We start from the raw sequence: 16395 nt of genomic DNA, 5'->3' as shown, positions 1-16395 counted from the left end.
CTCCTGATGCCCCGCATCCCCGGCATTCGCCGTTCCCATCGCCCGGTCCGACCTGCGGTCACCGGCCCGTCCGGCCCGCTGCCCGAGCCCGGCAGCGGCCGCGCCCGGGCACCGATCCGCTCACGGCGGGCCTGCTCACGGTGGTGGGCTCGCCGGCCCGCCGCCGGAACGGCCGGTGCGAGGCCGGCCCGCGGTATCCGGCCGCCGCCGCGCGCTGCCGTGCACCGCTGCCCGAGGAGTGTGCCCTCGCGCTCCGCGCCGCCCCCGGTGACCTGCGGCGGGGCCGATGGCAGCATCTTGGCGGTGGCTGGCGTTCCCGCCACTGGTGGCGCGGGAGCGGCCGACGGCATCCTGGACGCATGATCACTCCTGACACCAAGGACTGGACCTGGGTCCTCGAGCGCTCCTGCGACGACTGCGGCCTGGACACCCCGGCCGTCGTCCGCGAGGACGTGCCGGGCATGGTGCGCGCCAACGCCGCCGAGTGGCAGCGGCTGCTCGCGGACGACCCGGCCCAGCTGCGGCGCCGTCCGCAGCCCGACGTCTGGTCCACGCTGGAGTACGCCTGCCACGTCCGGGACGTCTTCCGGCTCTTCGACCGGCGGCTCGTGCTGATGCTCACCGAGGAGGCCCCGGCCTTCGCCAACTGGGACCAGGACGCGACGGCGGTCGCCGAGCGCTACGCCGAGCAGGACCCGGCCACCGTGAGCGCGGACCTGGCCGCCGCGGCCGAGCAGTTGGCGCGGTCCTTCGCCGGGGTGTCGGGCGAGCAGTGGCAGCGCACCGGTCTGCGGAGCGACGGTGCGCGGTTCACCGTGGACAGCTTCTCGCACTACCTGATCCACGACCCGGTGCACCACCTGTACGACGTCACCGGCGTCCGCCTCTGACCCGTGCCGGACCCGCTCCGGCCGCCGGGTCGGTCCTGCCGCCGCCTGTGGCAGGACCGGGTCCCACGGGCCTGCCCACCGCCTCCTGAGGCCGGCGCACGACTTCCCGTCCGGGCTGCAGCCCCGGCCGCCGGGCCACTGCCTCAGGCTGCTGTCCAGCCGGGTTCGGCGGGCCAGGCGGGCAGCCCGTGCGGGGCGGCCTCGGCGAGCAGTTCCTCCGGGCCGGTGCCGCTCCGGACGGCGAGCACGAACCGGTGCCGGTCGCCGATCCGCCGTGGCTCGAAGGCGACGTGGACGAACGGCGCCGTGGGCGAGGAGGAGGTGGCCAGCCGCGCCAACTCGTCCTCCACCCGCGCCCATTCCTCCGCGGGGACGTACTGGCGCATGACGGAGTGCCAGACCACGGTGAGCATGCCCTCGGCCACCTCGGCACCGGCCAGGAAGTCGGCGGCGCCCACGGCCTCGACCCGGGTGGGCACCTCCGCCGCCAGCCGGAGCGCACCCTCCAGCCGGGCCGTGCGGGCCGGCTGGTCGGGCCACAGGTAGGCGCGGAGGGCCAGCGAGCCTTCCGCCGAGCGCGGGTCGATCGGAGTGAGGTCGCAGCCGCGGCGTTCGGCGAAGGCCAGCGGCTCGGCCCGGGCGGGCAGCCAGGAGGGCGGTGTGCCGCGCCAGGCGTCCGGCAGCTGGACCGGCGAATCGGCGGGCCCGCAGGAGTAGCCGGGGGAGGAGCAGTGGAAGCGGTCGGCCAACTGGTTGAGACCGGCGCTCGACCCCAGTTCGAGCAGCCGGATCGGCAGGCGGCGCTCGCCCAGGGTGTGCAGCAGACCGGCGATCAGCAGGTTCGAGCGGCCGACCTCGTTGGTCTGCGGCGGCCGGGTCAGCCAGTCCCGTACCCACGGCAGGTTGTCGGCGACGGCCTGCCGGAATGCGGGCCAGGCGGTGTCGGGCCGCGCGGGGTCGACGCTGCCGCCGGCGCTCGGGTAGTGGGCGGCGAGCTCCGGGGCCCGGCCGGTGAGGACCAGGGCGTGCACGCCGCCCAGCAGCCGTAGTGCCACGGCCTGCGGCCCGGCGTCGTCCTCGTGGCCGGCGACGGCCGCCGCACAGGGCCCGCCCTCGCGGATGTCGGCCGCAGCGGCGTGCAACAGGGCGGCGTAGAGCGGGGAGCCGAGTTCGGCGCAGGCGACGGCCTGCTGCTCGAACACGGCGACGGTGTGCTCGATGGACACGTGGGTTCTCCGTCCGGTCGACTGGAGATCATCATTCGCCCGCGGGGTAGCGCCCGGCAGTAGGGCGTGCGGTGATTCGGATCACCGGTTTCCCGTGACCCGGGTCACCACTCCTGGGGCATGCGGCGCAGGGCGTGGCGGAGCTGCCCGGCGACGCTGGCGGTCTCCGCACCCACCACGTCGGCGATCTCGGGTGCGGCCAGGCCCACCACGTAGTGCAGGATCGCGAGGTCCTCGTCGGCCGGCGCCGGGCGGTGCTCGGCGAGCGGCTCGCTGTTCGGGCGTTCGCACTCCGCGACCGTGCTCCGCAGGATCTGCCAGGCGATGGCGGTGGGGTTGGAGCTGCCCAGGACCTCGGGCCACACCTGGGCGAGCGTGCAGAACGCCTGGTCGACCACCCGGCCGGCCGCGGTCGGCTCGTGGAACCAGACCTTGGCGTAACTCAGGTAGCGGGGGCGGTGCAGTTCGCAGAACGCCGTGAACTCCAGGGGCATGGCTGCCAGACCGATGTCGGCGGCGGGGCTGATCGATACCGTGGCAGGGACATGACGATCAGTCACATCAGCCTCTCGATCTGGTCGCGTCGGAAGGGTAGCCCGGTGCTCACTCTAGGCCCTCGCACGGCTGCTTTGGGTGACAAGCCCCGTCGAGGGGAGCGGGAACCGGCCTGAGCTCGCTGCGATATGACGGTCAATCAGCCGACCTGCCGGGGCCTCCGGCAGGTGCGAGGGTATCGCACCTGGTCACGGAGGGTACGGCGGTGATGGCTGCAGCGGTGTCGATGTGCGACCGTGGGGCGCATGACGGATCCGGCGCATCCATCCGATCACCCACGCCCCCCGCGGACCGCACCCGGCGGAGACCCGCACCCCCGGGGTCCGCACGGCCGGGATCCGCACACCCGGGCGCCGGGCGATCCCGCCGCGCGCTTTTCGGACGCGCATGTCGACGGCGCGCGCCCCCAGGGCGCCGTCCCCCACGGCACCCGCCTCCGGGACCGTCCGGTCCACCACGTCCACCCCCACGAGCCGCACCAGCCCACCCAGCCCAACCAGCGCCACGAGCGCCACCGCCACGACGAACACGACACGAACGACGAACGCGACGAACACGTCCTGCGCGACGTGCGCGACGAACACGAGCACCGCCACTGCCACCGCACCCACGGCCGCGGCGCCCCCGCCCGACTCGGCCACCTGCTCCGCCCGCACACCCACCACGCCTCCGAGAAGGTCGACGAGGCCGTGGAGACCTCCGCCGACGGGCTGCGGACCCTGTGGATCTCGCTCCTCGTCCTCGCCCTCACCGCCGTCCTGCAGGCGGGTGTGGTGGTGCTCTCGGACTCGGTCGCGCTGCTCGGCGACACCGTGCACGACGCGGCCGACGCGCTCACCGCCGTCCCGCTCGCCATCGCCTTCCTGCTCGGCCGCCGCGCCGCCACCCGCAGCTTCACGTACGGCTACGGACGGGCGGAGGACCTCGCAGGGGTGGCCGTGCTGGCCACCGTCGCGGCGTCCGCCGTGCTGGCCGCCGTGACCGCCGTCGACCGGCTGCTCCACCCGCAACAGGTGGGCCACGTCTGGGCGGTGGCGGCTGCGGCGGTGGTGGGCTGCCTGGGCAACGAGTGGGTGGCACGTTACCGCATCCGCACCGGCCGCCGGATCGGTTCGGCCGCGCTGGTCGCGGACGGCGTCCACGCGCGCGCCGACGGGCTCACCTCGCTGGCCGTCCTGCTCGGCGCGGGCGGCTCGGCGCTGGGCTGGCAGGTCGCCGATCCGCTGGTCGGCCTGGTGATCACCGCGGTGATGCTGGCGGTGCTGTGCAGCTCGGTGCACGAGGTCGGGCGCCGGCTGATGGACGGGGTCGAGCCCGCGCTGGTGGATGCCGCCGAACGCGGGTTGCGAGGGGTGGACGGGGTGCGGGCGGTCGGCGCGCTGCGGATGCGCTGGGTCGGCCACGCGCTGCGCGCCGAGGCCGAGGTGGCGGTCGACGGCTCGCTCACCGTGGCGGAGGGTCACCTGGTCGCCGAGGCCGCCGAGCAGGCGCTGAAACGGGCCGTGCCGCGCCTGGTCGCGGCGACCGTGCACGTCGATGCCGCAGAACCGGCCGGGCCGGAGGAGGGGACGGTGGCCGCGGAGTCGGCGGCGGTGCGCGCCGCCCTGCGCTGACGGCCTCCGGGCCGCCGTCGGGGGCCGTCCCTGACCCGGCGTCAGGGTGCTGTCCGGGCGCCGTCCGGGCTCTCACCGATGTCGGCCGGAGGGCCCCGGGCAGCAGGCTGGCCGCCATGGAAACCCACGCCGCTCAGGACGCCGCCCGCCCCGACCGCTCCCGCGGTCCCCGCCGTCCCCGCCGGGCCGGGATCGCCGCCGTCACCGTCCTCACGGCCACCGGCCTCGCCCTGGCCGCCCCCTCCGCCGCACAGGCGGCCGACACCGCCCCCGCCGCCCACGCTCCCGCCGCCGCAGGCCCTGCGGCGTCCGCCGTCACGGCGTCCACGGCCGCGGCGTCCGCTGCGACCCCGGAGGCCGAACCGGCCGCGCTGGAGGCCGGCTACGCCGACTGTCCGGAGCTCCCGCAGGGGGTCGACCCGGCCCGCTGGCGGTGCGAGGTGCACCTGGCCACCCCGAAGCTGCGCCTGGGCGCCGCCGACCTCCCGGCATTGCGGCCGATCATGATGGTGCACGCCGAGGGCCCGCTCGCGGACGGCACGCCGGGGCAGGTCTGGGGCGCCTGGCACGGCGGCGGCCCGGTGGCGGTGCCAGGCGGCCTGCCCGGCACCCCGGCCGGGGATCGCAGCCCGGTGCTCGGGCTGTCGCTGGAGGCGGAGTACGGCGGCGCCTCGGACTTCTACACCGGCAGCATGGAGATGCGCTTCCGGCTCTCCGGCCCGCTGCTGCCGGACGGCTGCGAGATCGGGCGGAGCGCGCCGGTGAGCCTGCACTTCCAGCGGGCGGGTTCCTCGGAGTGGGTCTCCCGGAACCCGCCGCTGATCCACTTCTCCGCGTACGACGAGGGCTTCGCCGTCCCCGCGCCGGAGGGCTGCGGCCCGCTGACCGGGCTGCTGTCCCACCGGCTCGGCCTTCCGGCGGCGAGTGGCAACCTGCTCTCGTACGACGCGAGTTACACCTTCAGGACGTACGACCGGCTGCGCTGACGGCGCCGACGGCACCGATCGCGCTGCCGGCACCGACGGCGCTGCCCGCGGTGCGGCGGCCGCGTCCGCCGGCCCGTCGGCCGGCCGTGGCCGGGACGCCGGACAGCTCGCGGACGGCGGCCCCGGCCGGCGCCGCACCGGCAGGGGCGGCCGTGCCCGCGCTGTTGGCCGCCAGTGCCGCCGCGCCGGCCGCGGCCGCCGCAGCGGCAGCCGCGGCGACGGGTGCCGCGGCCTCCCGGCAGAGCTGCTCGGGGATCGGCACCGTTCTGGTGCGGCCCGCCTGGGCGTCGGGGGCACCGGGGGCGCCCGCCTCGTCCGTGCCGTCCGCGTCTGCGGCGCGGGCCCGGGCGAGCTCCTCGAAGGCCTCCCGGGCGGCCAGGTAGGCCTGGACGGCGGCGATGCCGTACACCGGCTGGATCAGCTGGTGGCCCTTGAAGAACGGCCGGGCCGGGGCGAACCCGGCGGCGATCACCAGGTCGCGGATCTCCGTTATCTCGGCCTCCGTGCGGGCGGTGAAGCGGACCTCCCAGCCCTTCTTGTACGTGTGGCCGTCCGCGCTGTTGCGGCGGGCGAGGTCGGGCCGGCGGACGTAGCCGGGCAGGCGGCCGAGGCGCAGTTGGGCGGCGCGCAGGCCGGGGATCTCGTCACGTGGCATGTGCCGATGGTAGGCAATCCGGCGGGTGCCGGTGGTCGGCGGGTGGTGCTCCACCGTATGGCCTTGGTCACTCTGGGTCAGTAATCGCTGATCATCGGGGTGCCCCCACTCCATGATCGTTGATGTGCCGATTCGATGAAAAACGGATCGTCACCTACCAATTCCGATCTAATCCGGCATTCGAGTGAACGTCCCATACGTCGAACGGGTGAGGGTATGGGGACTTTAGGACGGAGCCGTCCCGTTTTCGCGACGGTTGGGTAACAGGTCGTCAAGTCGCGCGTGCGACTGTGACGGCGTTGGGGAGGGTGTCGACATGAGCTACCGGATTCCTTCCCAGCCGCTCTCCCTGGAAGAGCTGGCTCGGCGTCAGCAGAACGTGGTCACCGCGAGCCAGCTGCGGGCCCGCGGCGTGCCCGCCCGGGCGGTCACCGAGCACTGCCGTCGCGGTGGGCCGTGGCAGCGGCTGCTGCCCCGCGTCTACCTGCTCCAGGACGGCGACCCGACCCCCGAGCAGCGGATGTGGGCGGCCCTCCTCTACGCGGCGCAGGACGGCCGGGACGAGGGCGGCCGCGAGGGCGCCGTGATCACCGGCGCGGCGGCGCTGGCGCTGTACGGCTTCGCCTCGGTGCCCCGGCTGCCGGCCGTCACCGGCGTGGAGGTGCTGGTGCCCCGTCAGCGGCGCCTGAAGGACGCCGGTTCCGTCCGGATCCTGCGCACCGGCCGTGAGCTGGTGGCCCGCTCGGTGCACGGCCTGGCCTGTGCGCCGGTGGCGCGCGCCGTGGCCGACGCGGTGCGCGAGTGGACGGACACCGGGGCCTTCGAGAGCGGTGCCGTCCGCCCGGCGCTGCTGCGGGCGATGCTCCGCGAGGCGGTGACGCGCACCGAGGGCGGCTGCGCCCTGCGGGAGCTGGTGGCGGAACTCGGCGAGGCCCGGCTGCTGACCGAGCCCCGGGTGCGTGCCGCGCTGGACGAACTCCTCGCCATGGAGCGGGAGTCGGTGCTCGCCCGGATCGGCGAGCTGGTGGACGAGTGGCTGCTGCCCGTGCCGCTGGTCGGCCCCGAACTGCGGATGCGCGGCGGCACCTACGTGGCGGTGCCGGACCTGTACTGGCCGGAGGTCGGCGTGGCGGTGGCCGTCGACTCCGACCTGCGCTGCGTCAGCGAGGGCGAGGCCGCCTGGGTGCGCGGGGAGCAGCACCGGATGGAGTACCTGGGGGTACGGGTGGTGTACGTCTCCGGTGCGCGGGTCGCCGCCGAGCCGGACGAAGTCGGCGGCGAGCTCCGCGAGGCCTTCCGGGCGGGCGGGGCGGACGTGGTCGAGCTGGTGGTCACCGACCGCTGACCGGCCGTGCGGCGACCGGCCCGGCCGCCGATCCCGGCCGCCGACTGCCTCGGCCGTTCCGGTGCCGGGCGCGGCTTCAGCGCAGGACCGGGCTGCCGGTCAGCTCGACTCCCGCGGAGCGGAGTTCGGCCAGTGCCGCCTCGGTGGTGCCGGCGGCGACGCCGGCGGTCAGTTCGAGCAGCACCCGGGTGGTGAAGCCCTCGCGGGCGGCGTCGAGCGCGGTCGCCTTCACGCAGTGGTCGGTGGCGATGCCGACCACGTCGACCTCGGTGACCTCCCGTTCGCGCAGCCAGTCGGCCAGCGTCCCGCCGTTCTCGTCGCGGCCCTCGAAGCCGCTGTACGCGGCCGCGTACGCGCCCTTGTCGAAGACCGCCTCGATCGCGCCCGAGGTGACCGAGGGTGCGAAGTTGGGGTGGAAGCCGATGCCCTCGGTGCCGGCCACGCAGTGCGCGGGCCAGGAGGTGACGTAGTCCGGGTCCTCGGCGAAGTGCGCTCCGGGGTCGACGTGGTGGTCCCGGGTGGCGACGATGTGGGTGTAGCCGGGGGAGGCGTCCGCGATCAGGTCGGTGATGGCGGCGGCCACTTCGGCGCCGCCGGCGACGGCCAGACTGCCGCCTTCGCAGAAGTCGTTCTGCACGTCGACGACGATCAGGGCCCGGTGCATGGCTGGCTTCTCTCGGTGTGGACGGTCCGCGGCGGGCCGCGGTGGGGGTCGGGCGGTTCGGACGGTGCGGGTGGAGGTGCGGTTGGAGGTGCGGGTGGGGCCTGGGCGGGACCGCTGGTGGGACCGGGACGGAACCACGGGCGGAACGTGGGGGTGGCGTGGAGGCCGTGGTGGTGCCGAGAAGACTGTAGGGAGTGACGCGCGGCGGCGGAAGGCCCGGCGGGCTCACCCGGCGGCGGTCGCGCCGCTCGTCAGCTCGGTGACGATCACGGGGTCGCCCTTCGACAGCTGGGTGGCCGACATCGGGAGCGCCGCGAGGGCGCGCCGGTGCCGCTCGCGCGCCGCGTCCAGCGGTTCGCGCCCCACGACCTCGCCGCCGCGGACCAGCGGGACGTGCAGCAGGTGCGGCTCCAGGTGGGCGGGCACAGGCCCGGTGCCGACGACCTCGGCCTCGGCGACGCCGTCCGCGTCGGGTCGGCGGGCCGCCCACTTGAGGCCGCCGGTGCTGGTCTTGCCGCCGGCCGAGCGCTTGGCGACCGGGACGAGCGGCCCGCCGGGCGCGCTCTCGCGGGCGACCAGCTTGTAGACCATCGCGCAGGTGGGGTGGCCGCTGCCGGTGACCAGGCTGGTGCCGACGCCGTAGCCGTCGACCGGCGCGGCGGCCAGCGCGGCGATGGCGTACTCGTCCAGATCGGAGGTGACGATGATCCGGGTCTTGTGCGCGCCGAGGTCGTCGAGCTGGCGGCGCACCCGGTGGGCGAGCAGGGTCAGGTCGCCGGAGTCGATGCGGACGGCGCCGAGTTCGGGGCCGGCGACCTCGACGGCGGTGCGGACGGCCTCGGCCAGGTCGTAGGTGTCGACGAGCAGCGTGGTGCCGCGGCCCATCGACTCGACCTGGGCGGTGAAGGCGTCGCGCTCGCTGTCGTGCAGCAGCGTGAAGGCGTGGGCGGCGGTGCCGGTGGTGGGGATGCCGTGGGTGAAGCCGGCCTCCAGGTCGGAGGTGGCGCTGAAGCCCGCGATGTAGGCGGCGCGGGCGGCGGAGACGGCGGCGGCCTCGTGGGCGCGGCGCGCGCCCATCTCGATCACCGGGCGGTCGCCGGCGGCGGCGGTCATCCGGGAGGCCGCGGCGGCGATCGCCGAGTCGTGGTTGAGGACGGAGAGCACCAGCGTCTCCAGGATCACGGCCTCGGCGAAGCTGCCCTCGACGGTCAGCAGCGGCGAGCCGGGGAAGTACACCTCGCCCTCGGGGTAGCCGTGGATGTCGCCGGAGAAGCGGTAGTCGGCGAGGAAGCGCAGCGTCGCGTCGTCCACCACCCGCTGGTCGGCGAGCCAGTCCAGCTGGGGGCCGGTGAAGCGGAAGGCCTCGACGGCGTCCAGGACCCGGCCGGTGCCGGCGACCACGCCGTAGCGGCGGCCGTTCGGCAGCCGCCGGGTGAACACCTCGAAGACCGAGCGGCGGTGTGCGGCACCGCTGCGCAGTGCGGCCTGCAGCATGGTCAGCTCGTAGCGGTCGGTGAGCAGCGCGGTGGAACGGTGCGCGGTGATGGCGTCCATGACGATGATGCTACTACCACTTAGCGTCAGATTGACGATTTCTCTGGCGTGATGTTGACCCGGATTCGCTCGGAAGTCCCCCGGATGGAAGCATGAGGGCAGGGGGAGACGCGCCTCCACCCCGGTCAGCCGCAGAGGAGAGAGCCAGTCGTGAGTGTCGCGCCGGTCGAGATCGAGCGCCCGGAGGTCGAAGGCCTGCCGGCGGTGGAACCGGACACACCGTGGGTGACCATCGTCCACAACGACCCGGTGAATCTGATGAGCTACGTGCAGTACGTGTTCCAGGCCTACTTCGGCTACCCGAAGGACAAGGCCCGCGAACTCATGATGGAGGTGCACACCAAGGGCCGCGCCGTCGTCTCCAGCGGCACCCGCGAGGAGATGGAGCGCGACGTGCAGGCGATGCACGGCTACGGGCTCTGGGCCACCCTCCAGCACGACTGACGCACGGCGGCCCCCGCCCGGCCGGGCACCGCACGCGCCGGTCGCCAGGGTCGGCGGCACGGCCGCGACACCACACACCGAGACCCACAGACACGCGAACGGGGCTGATTCAGGACTCATGGCTGGCTTGTTCGAGAGTGCCGGCGAGGGCACCGCGGCGATCGCGCTCGACGAGGTGGAGGCCTCCATCCTCCGGTCGCTGGAGGTGCAGATGCTGGAGCTGATCGGCCCCGGCCCCGGCGGAACCGGCGACGACCCGCTGGCCGCGCTGTTCGCCGAGGGGCCGACCGAGGCTCCGGCCGACCCCGCGCTGGCCAGGCTCTTCCCCGACGCGTACGGCGAGCCCGGCGAGCCCGCCGACACCGAGACCAGGGCGATGGCGGGCGAGTTCCGCCGCTACACCGAGCTGGACCTGAGGGCCCGCAAGCGCGAGGACGCGCTGAGCGTCGTCCGGGCCCTGGACGGGCTCGGTGGCGACGGCGGCGTGCTGACCGTCCCGGCCGCGGACTGCCCGCGCTGGCTGGGCGCGCTGAACGACCTGCGGCTGACCCTCGGCTCCCGACTGGACGTCACCGAGGACGACGAGGAAGGGCTGTACGCGCTGCCCGACAGCGATCCGCGCAAGCCGCTGGTGATGGCGTACCTCTGGCTCGGCGGCATGCAGGAGTCGCTGCTGGAGGCGATGGCCGGCTGACCCGGCGCCACCTCGGCGGCACCGCACCCCCGTGTCCACCATGTGGACCCGGGGGTGCGGCATTTCGGGCACATGGGGACGGGTCCGGACATGACATGCTCAATTAACGCTCAGATGAACACCGGTATCCGGGCGTTCCGTGGTACGACTTCTCACCTCCCCACGACCCGAGGACGGTACGCCCATGGCCGATCAGCGCTACGACGAGGTGATCGACACCGAGCCGGACGAGGAGGGCTACGCCCGCGGACTGGGCAGCCGCCAGATCCAGATGATCGCCATCGGCGGCGCGATCGGCACCGGTCTCTTCCTCGGCGCCGGCACGGCCATCTCCAAGGCCGGTCCCAGCCTGATCCTCAGCTACGCGGTGGCCGGCCTGGTGATCTTCGTGATCATGCGCGCGCTCGGCGAACTCCTCACCTACCGCCCGGTCTCCGGCAGCTTCTCCGAGTACGCCCGGGAGTTCCTCGGCCCGTTCGCCGGCTTCGTCACCGGCTGGACGTACTGGCTGTTCTGGGTGGTCACCGGCATGGCCGAGACCACCGCGGCCGCGGTGTACGTGCGGTACTGGGCGCCCGGCGTCCCGCAGTGGGCCAGCGCGCTCGCCTTCCTGGTGCTGCTCTACGGCGCCAACCTGATCTCGGTGAAGCTCTTCGGCGAGATCGAGTTCTGGTTCTCGATGGTCAAGGTCACCGCCATCCTCGGCATGATCCTCATCGGCGTCGGCGTGCTCACCCTCGGCTTCTCCGACGCCGGTGACACCGCGTCGGTCACCCACCTGTGGGCCGACGGCGGCTTCTTCCCCAAGGGCGTCGGCGCCACCGTGATGACCCTTCAGATCGTCATGTTCGCCTACCTCGGCGTCGAACTCGTCGGCGTCACCGCCGGCGAGAGCGAGGACCCGGCCCGCACCCTGCCGCGCGCCATCAACACCCTGCCCTGGCGGATCGCGCTGTTCTACATCGGCGCCCTGGTCGTCATCCTCTCGCTCGTCCCGTGGCAGGAGTTCGCGCCCGGCGTCAGCCCGTTCGTCGCCGCCTTCGAGAAGGTCGGCATCCCGGCCGGCGCCTCCGTCATCAACTTCGTGGTGCTCACCGCCGCCCTCTCCTCCTGCAACTCCGGCATGTACTCCACCGGTCGGATGCTGCGCGACCTCGCCCTGCGAGGCCAGGCCCCCGGCAGCCTCACCGCGCTCAACGCCCGCCGCACCCCGGCCGCCGCGATCACCGTCTCCTGCCTGCTCATGGGCGTCGGCGTGGTGCTCAACTACCTCGCCCCCGGCAAGGCGTTCGAGTACGTCACCTCCGTCGCCACCGTCTGCGGACTGTGGACCTGGGCCGTCATCCTGGTCGCCCAGATCCGCTACCGCCGCGCCTGGCAGGACGGCCGACTGCCCGCCCCCACCTTCAAGGCCCCCGGCGGGGCGTGGCCGAGCCGGCTCGCGCTGGCCTTCCTCGTCCTGGTCGTCGTGCTCATCGGCTTCGACGAGGACGCCCGGATCTCGCTCTACGTCTTCCCGGTCTGGGCCGCACTGCTGACCGCCGGCTACCTGGTGCTCTCCCGCAGGAGCCCCGAGGCGGTCCGCGGCCCCGACCGCGACCGGTCGGACGCGGGCACCGGCCGCTGATCCGCCGGACGCCCGCCGGCCGTCCGGCGGGCGTCCGGCAGTCGAGACGATGGCCGGTCCCGGACCCTGACCCGGGGCCGGCCGTCGCTATCCTGGCCGCATGCTGACCATCACCCGAGAACTGCGCGACCTCATCGTGGCCCACGCCCGCGCCGACCACCCGGACGAGGCCTGCGGCGTGGTCGCCGGCCCCGAGGGCAGCGGCCGGCCCGAGCGGTTCGTCCCGATGCTCAACGCGGCCCGCTCGCCCACCTTCTACGAGTTCGACTCCGGTGACCTGTTCAAGCTCTACCGGGAGATGGACGACCGCGACGAGGTCCCGGTGGTCGTCTACCACTCGCACACCGCCACCGAGGCCTACCCCTCGCGCACCGACGTCAGCTACGCCTCCGAGCCGGAGGCGCACTACGTGCTCGTCTCCACCGCCGAGGGCAACGGCGAGGAGGACCCGTACGAGTTCCGCTCGTTCCGCATCGTGGACGGCGTGATCACGGAGGAAGACGTGCAGGTCGTCGAGGAGTACTCCGCCTGACCGGCCGCAGCCGCACACGGCCCGTCGGCCGGCCGCGGCGGGCCGCCGTCTCGGCATGGGAAACGAAACCATCCGGATCGCGAGACGTGGATGCCGCTGCGGGGGCGGGAATCTATACGATGAGCCCATGCGTTCCGTCGATGTGACCAATCAGGCCCCAGGCATCCGCCTCGTGGCGCGCCTGCACGTCGACCTGTGCCGGCTCGCCAGCGCGATCTGTCCCGGCACCGCCGACGCCCACTGACTCGGCACCGCCAGCCCGCCCCGGCCGCCCCGGGGCCGTCACCCCTGCCGCGCCGCGTGCGGCGGCCCACCCGACCCACCTCCACAGGAGCGCAGCCATGGCCATCGAGGTCCGCATCCCGACCATCCTCCGCCCGTACACCGACGGCGCCAAGGCCGTCGAAGGCACCGGCACCAACCTCGGCGAACTGTTCCAGGACCTCGACAGCCGCCACCCCGGCATCGCCGAGCGCCTCCTCGACGCCGGCGAGCTGCGCCGCTTCGTCAACGTCTACCTGAACGACGAGGACGTCCGCTTCCTCGAGGGCATCAGCACCGCCCTCGCCGACGGCGACAGCGTCACCATCCTCCCCGCCGTCGCCGGCGGCATGAAGTAATGCGCTACGACAGCCCCCTCGAGGCCGTCGGCAACACCCCGTTGGTACGGCTGCCGCGCCTGTCGGCAGCCGTGCCCGGGAACGCCGACGGCCTGGTGAGCCTCTGGGCCAAGCTGGAGGACCGCAACCCCACCGGCTCGATCAAGGACCGCCCGGCCCTGCACATGATCGAGCGGGCCGAGGCCGACGGCAGGCTCACCCCCGGCTGCACCGTCCTGGAGCCCACCAGCGGCAACACCGGCATCTCGCTGGCCATGGCCGCCAAGCTCAAGGGCTACCGCATGGTGTGCGTCATGCCGGAGAACACCAGCGAGGAGCGGCGCGAGCTGCTCCGCATGTGGGGCGCAGAGATCATCTCCTCGCCGGCCGCCGGCGGTTCCAACACCGCCGTGCGCATCGCCAAGGAGATCGCCGCCGAGCACCCCGACTGGGTCATGCTCTACCAGTACGGCAACCCCGACAACGCCGGAGCGCACTACACCGGCACCGGTCCCGAGATCCTCGCCGACCTGCCCACCGTCACCCACTTCGTGGCCGGCCTCGGCACCACCGGCACCCTGATGGGTGTCGGCCGCTACCTGCGCGAGAAGGTCCCCGGCGTGCAGATCGTCGCCGCCGAGCCCCGCTACGACGACCTCGTCTACGGCCTGCGCAACCTCGACGAGGGCTTCGTCCCCGAGCTCTACGACGCCGAGGTCCTCACCACCCGCTTCAGCGTCGGCTCCGCCGACGCCGTGCAGCGCACCCGCGAGCTGCTCCAGCAGGAGGGCATCTTCGCCGGCGTCTCCACCGGCGCCATCCTGCACGCCGCGATCGGCGTCGCCCGCAAGGCCGCGAAGGCCGGCGAGCGCGCCGACGTCGTCTTCGTCGTCGCCGACGGCGGCTGGAAGTACCTCTCCACCGGCATCTACACCGCCGAGTCGACCGAGGCCGCGGTCGACGCGCTGCAGGGCCAGCTCTGGGCCTGAGGCGCACGAGGGGCGCGGCATCCGCACGGGTGCCGCGCCCCCGGCGTACCCGCCGCCGCCCGCGCCGTACGCCGCTCGCACCCGCCCCGTCCGGCCCGCCACCGGGCCCGGCCCGTTCTGGTGATTCCAGCCACAGCGCGGCACGGAGACGGGGGCAAAGTGCCGCCCGCCCCTTACCCTCGACAACGCGAAGGGGCACCGCTACCGAGAGGTAGTGCCCCGCCGGCGTGGACCATGACCCATCGGGGCGGAGGGGCTCGGCATGAAACTGACCGTGGTGGGGTGCTCGGGAAGCTTCCCGTCCGCCGAGTCGCCCTGCTCCAGCTACCTCGTCGAGGCCGACGGCTACCGCCTGGTCATCGACCTCGGCAACGGCGCCCTCGGCGCGCTCCAGAAGTACACCGGCCTCTACGACGTCGACGCCGTCCTGCTCAGCCACCTGCACGCCGACCACTGCATCGACCTCTGCGCCTACTGGGTCGCCCGCAACTACCGGCTCGAGGGCTGCCCCGCACTCCTCCCCGTCCACGGACCGCACGGCACCGCCGAGCGCCTCGCCCGCGCCTACGACATGCCGGAGGAACCCGGCATGAAGGAGGTCTTCGACTTCCGCCCGCTCGGCAACCGCAGCTTCGACCTCGGCCCGCTGCGCATCACCAGCGCCCGGGTCAACCACCTCGACACCGAGGCCTACGGCTTCCGCGTCGAGCACGGCGGCGCCTCCCTCGCCTACTCCGGAGACACCGGCGAGTGTGCCGAGCTCGTCGACCTCGCCCGCGGCGTCGACCTCTTCCTCTGCGAGGCCGCCTACACCGACGGCAAGGAGACCTACGAGGCGATCCACCTCAACGGACGCGAGGCCGGCGAACACGCCGCGGCCGCCGACGTCGGCCGCCTCGTGCTCACCCACGTCCCGCCGTGGACGGACGCCGAGCAGAACCGCCGCGACGCCGCCGCAGCCTTCGACGGCCCCGTCGAGGTCGCCCGCCCCGGCGCCGTCTACGACCTGCACTGAAGGCGGACCGGGGAGCAGGCCACGGGGGTCGCGGGGAACCGCGCAGCTCTCCCCCCGGCCTTCGGCCGGAGGCGCCCCCACACACCCCGGGGGTCTAGACCCGGGTCAGCCAGTGCGCGTAGCGCGGCTCCTCGCCCGACACCGCCGCCCGGTACAGCTCCGCAAGGCGCTTCGTCACCCCGCCCGGCGCCGCCGGCAGCCCGCGGTCGTCCAGCGAGGCCACCGGCACGATCCCCGCCGCCGTCCCGCACACGAACACCTCGTCCGCGGCGTACAGGTCCGAGCGCAGCAGCCGCTCCACCCGCACCTCGATCCCCAGGTCCCGGGCCAGCACCAGCACCGTGTCCTGCGTGATCCCCTCCAGCGCACCCGCCGCCACCGGCGGCGTCCGCAGCACCCCGTCCCGCACCGCGAACACGTTCTCCGCACTGCACTCGCTGACCGAACCGTCCGCCGCCAGCAGCAGCGCCTCGTCGTAGCCCGCGTCCGTCGCCTCCCGCCGCGCCAGCACCGAATTCAGGTACGGCCCGGTCGCCTTCGCCGCCGGCGGCACGCTGTTCGGATCCGTCCGCCGCCAACTGCTCGTCTTCAACCGCAGCCCGCCCGAAGGCCGTTGCTCCGGCCACTCCCAGGACGCGATCACCGTCCTGGTCCGCACCCCCCGCATGTCCAGCCCCATCGAGCCGTCCCCCAGGAACGCGAAGTGCCGTACGTAGCAGGCGCCCTGACTGTTCGACCGCAGCAGCTCCACCGTGCCCGCTGCCAACTCCTCCACCCCGTACGGCAACGGCATCCGCAGCATGTGCGCACTGCGCAGCAGCCGCCGCAGGTGTTCCTCCAGACGGAACACCGCCGGCCCGCCGGCCGTCCCGAACACCCGGGTGCCCTCCAGCACCCCCGTCCCGTAGTGCAGGCCGTGCGTCAGCACGTGCACCTGTGCCTCCTGCCACGGCACCAGCGCGCCGTCGAACCAGATCCTCGAAGCCCCGTCCGTCGTCATGCCGCCA

19 protein-coding genes are annotated in these 16395 nt (G+C 73.9%); 12 read left to right on the top strand and 7 right to left on the bottom strand.

Annotated elements, in window-relative coordinates; genetic code table 11:
* The first annotated feature begins 359 nt into the window (after nt 1-359).
* A complete protein-coding gene (locus AB0442_RS14885) occupies nt 360-890 on the top strand; it encodes a DinB family protein (RefSeq protein ID WP_366163047.1) in 531 nt (176 codons plus the stop codon).
* A gap of 143 nt (nt 891-1033) precedes the next feature.
* On the opposite strand, the gene AB0442_RS14880 is transcribed toward AB0442_RS14885, so the two are convergent.
* The 3 genes from AB0442_RS14880 to AB0442_RS14870 form a co-directional block, all read right to left on the bottom strand.
* Entirely contained in the window at nt 1034-2116 is a 1083-nt protein-coding gene (locus AB0442_RS14880) for a DUF2332 domain-containing protein (RefSeq protein ID WP_366163046.1), read from the bottom strand.
* Between the two features lie 104 nt (nt 2117-2220).
* Complete coding sequence (locus tag AB0442_RS14875) at nt 2221-2610, bottom strand: hypothetical protein (protein WP_363542590.1); 390 nt, start codon at nt 2608-2610, stop codon at nt 2221-2223.
* A 249-nt stretch (nt 2611-2859) separates the two neighbouring features.
* Nucleotides 2860-3267 carry a hypothetical protein gene (locus AB0442_RS14870; RefSeq protein WP_366163044.1) on the bottom strand — a complete coding sequence of 136 codons (408 nt, stop codon included), beginning with the start codon at nt 3265-3267 and terminating at the stop codon, nt 2860-2862.
* On the opposite strand from AB0442_RS14870, the gene AB0442_RS14865 reads away from it, so the two are divergent.
* Entirely contained in the window at nt 3241-4284 is a 1044-nt protein-coding gene (locus tag AB0442_RS14865) for a cation diffusion facilitator family transporter (RefSeq protein WP_366163043.1), read from the top strand. The two genes, AB0442_RS14870 and AB0442_RS14865, sit on opposite strands and share 27 nt — an antisense overlap.
* A 116-nt stretch (nt 4285-4400) precedes the next feature.
* Nucleotides 4401-5270, top strand: coding sequence for a hypothetical protein (locus tag AB0442_RS14860; protein WP_366163041.1), 870 nt, complete (start codon nt 4401-4403; stop codon nt 5268-5270).
* On the opposite strand, the gene AB0442_RS14855 is transcribed toward AB0442_RS14860, so the two are convergent.
* A complete protein-coding gene (locus AB0442_RS14855; protein WP_366163039.1) occupies nt 5245-5925 on the bottom strand; it encodes a hypothetical protein in 681 nt (226 codons plus the stop codon). The genes AB0442_RS14860 and AB0442_RS14855 overlap by 26 nt on opposite strands.
* Nucleotides 5926-6241: 316 nt before the next feature.
* Between AB0442_RS14855 and AB0442_RS14850 the strand changes: the two genes are divergently transcribed.
* Nucleotides 6242-7270 carry a type IV toxin-antitoxin system AbiEi family antitoxin domain-containing protein gene (locus AB0442_RS14850; protein ID WP_366163037.1) on the top strand — a complete coding sequence of 343 codons (1029 nt, stop codon included), beginning with the start codon at nt 6242-6244 and terminating at the stop codon, nt 7268-7270.
* Nucleotides 7271-7346: 76 nt separating this feature from the next.
* Here the strand turns inward: AB0442_RS14850 and AB0442_RS14845 are convergent, their stop codons facing one another.
* Nucleotides 7347-7934, bottom strand: a complete 588-nt coding sequence (locus tag AB0442_RS14845; protein WP_363542596.1) for an isochorismatase family protein — start codon at nt 7932-7934, stop codon at nt 7347-7349.
* Between the two features lie 225 nt (nt 7935-8159).
* On the bottom strand, nt 8160-9488 hold the full coding sequence (locus tag AB0442_RS14840; protein ID WP_366163035.1) for a nicotinate phosphoribosyltransferase: 1329 nt from the start codon (nt 9486-9488) through the stop codon (nt 8160-8162).
* A 150-nt stretch (nt 9489-9638) separates the two neighbouring features.
* Here AB0442_RS14840 and clpS point away from each other — a divergent pair, with 150 nt between their 5' ends.
* From clpS to AB0442_RS14800, 8 genes are all read left to right on the top strand, one after another.
* Nucleotides 9639-9932, top strand: coding sequence for an ATP-dependent Clp protease adapter ClpS (gene clpS, locus AB0442_RS14835; RefSeq protein ID WP_363542598.1), 294 nt, complete (start codon nt 9639-9641; stop codon nt 9930-9932).
* Nucleotides 9933-10050: 118 nt separating this feature from the next.
* The gene (locus AB0442_RS14830) at nt 10051-10626 is read left to right on the top strand and encodes a DUF2017 domain-containing protein (RefSeq protein WP_363542599.1); all 576 of its coding nucleotides are present in this window, start codon (nt 10051-10053) and stop codon (nt 10624-10626) included.
* Nucleotides 10627-10810: 184 nt separating this feature from the next.
* Nucleotides 10811-12253 (top strand): amino acid permease, encoded by a 1443-nt coding sequence (locus tag AB0442_RS14825; protein ID WP_366163033.1) that lies wholly within the window; start codon nt 10811-10813, stop codon nt 12251-12253.
* A 100-nt stretch (nt 12254-12353) separates the two neighbouring features.
* Nucleotides 12354-12785, top strand: a complete 432-nt coding sequence (locus AB0442_RS14820) for a M67 family metallopeptidase (RefSeq protein ID WP_366163031.1) — start codon at nt 12354-12356, stop codon at nt 12783-12785.
* A gap of 127 nt (nt 12786-12912) precedes the next feature.
* Entirely contained in the window at nt 12913-13029 is a 117-nt protein-coding gene (locus tag AB0442_RS14815) for a putative leader peptide (protein WP_344626806.1), read from the top strand.
* 97 nt (nt 13030-13126) lie between these two features.
* The gene (locus AB0442_RS14810; RefSeq protein ID WP_344626805.1) at nt 13127-13405 is read left to right on the top strand and encodes a MoaD/ThiS family protein; all 279 of its coding nucleotides are present in this window, start codon (nt 13127-13129) and stop codon (nt 13403-13405) included.
* On the top strand, nt 13405-14373 hold the full coding sequence (locus AB0442_RS14805) for a cysteine synthase (protein WP_344626804.1): 969 nt from the start codon (nt 13405-13407) through the stop codon (nt 14371-14373). Before AB0442_RS14810 ends, AB0442_RS14805 begins: the two co-directional genes overlap by 1 nt.
* A 262-nt stretch (nt 14374-14635) precedes the next feature.
* Nucleotides 14636-15388, top strand: a complete 753-nt coding sequence (locus AB0442_RS14800; protein ID WP_344626803.1) for an MBL fold metallo-hydrolase — start codon at nt 14636-14638, stop codon at nt 15386-15388.
* Between the two features lie 94 nt (nt 15389-15482).
* Here AB0442_RS14800 and AB0442_RS14795 read toward each other — a convergent pair whose 3' ends face one another.
* Nucleotides 15483-16388 carry a branched-chain amino acid transaminase gene (locus tag AB0442_RS14795; RefSeq protein ID WP_366163029.1) on the bottom strand — a complete coding sequence of 302 codons (906 nt, stop codon included), beginning with the start codon at nt 16386-16388 and terminating at the stop codon, nt 15483-15485.
* Nucleotides 16389-16395: the final 7 nt, after the last annotated feature.

The organism is Kitasatospora sp. NPDC085895, assembly GCF_040702125.1.
Classification (GTDB): Bacteria; Actinomycetota; Actinomycetes; order Streptomycetales; family Streptomycetaceae; genus Kitasatospora; species Kitasatospora arboriphila.
This window is presented reverse-complemented; position numbering and strand designations above follow the sequence as displayed.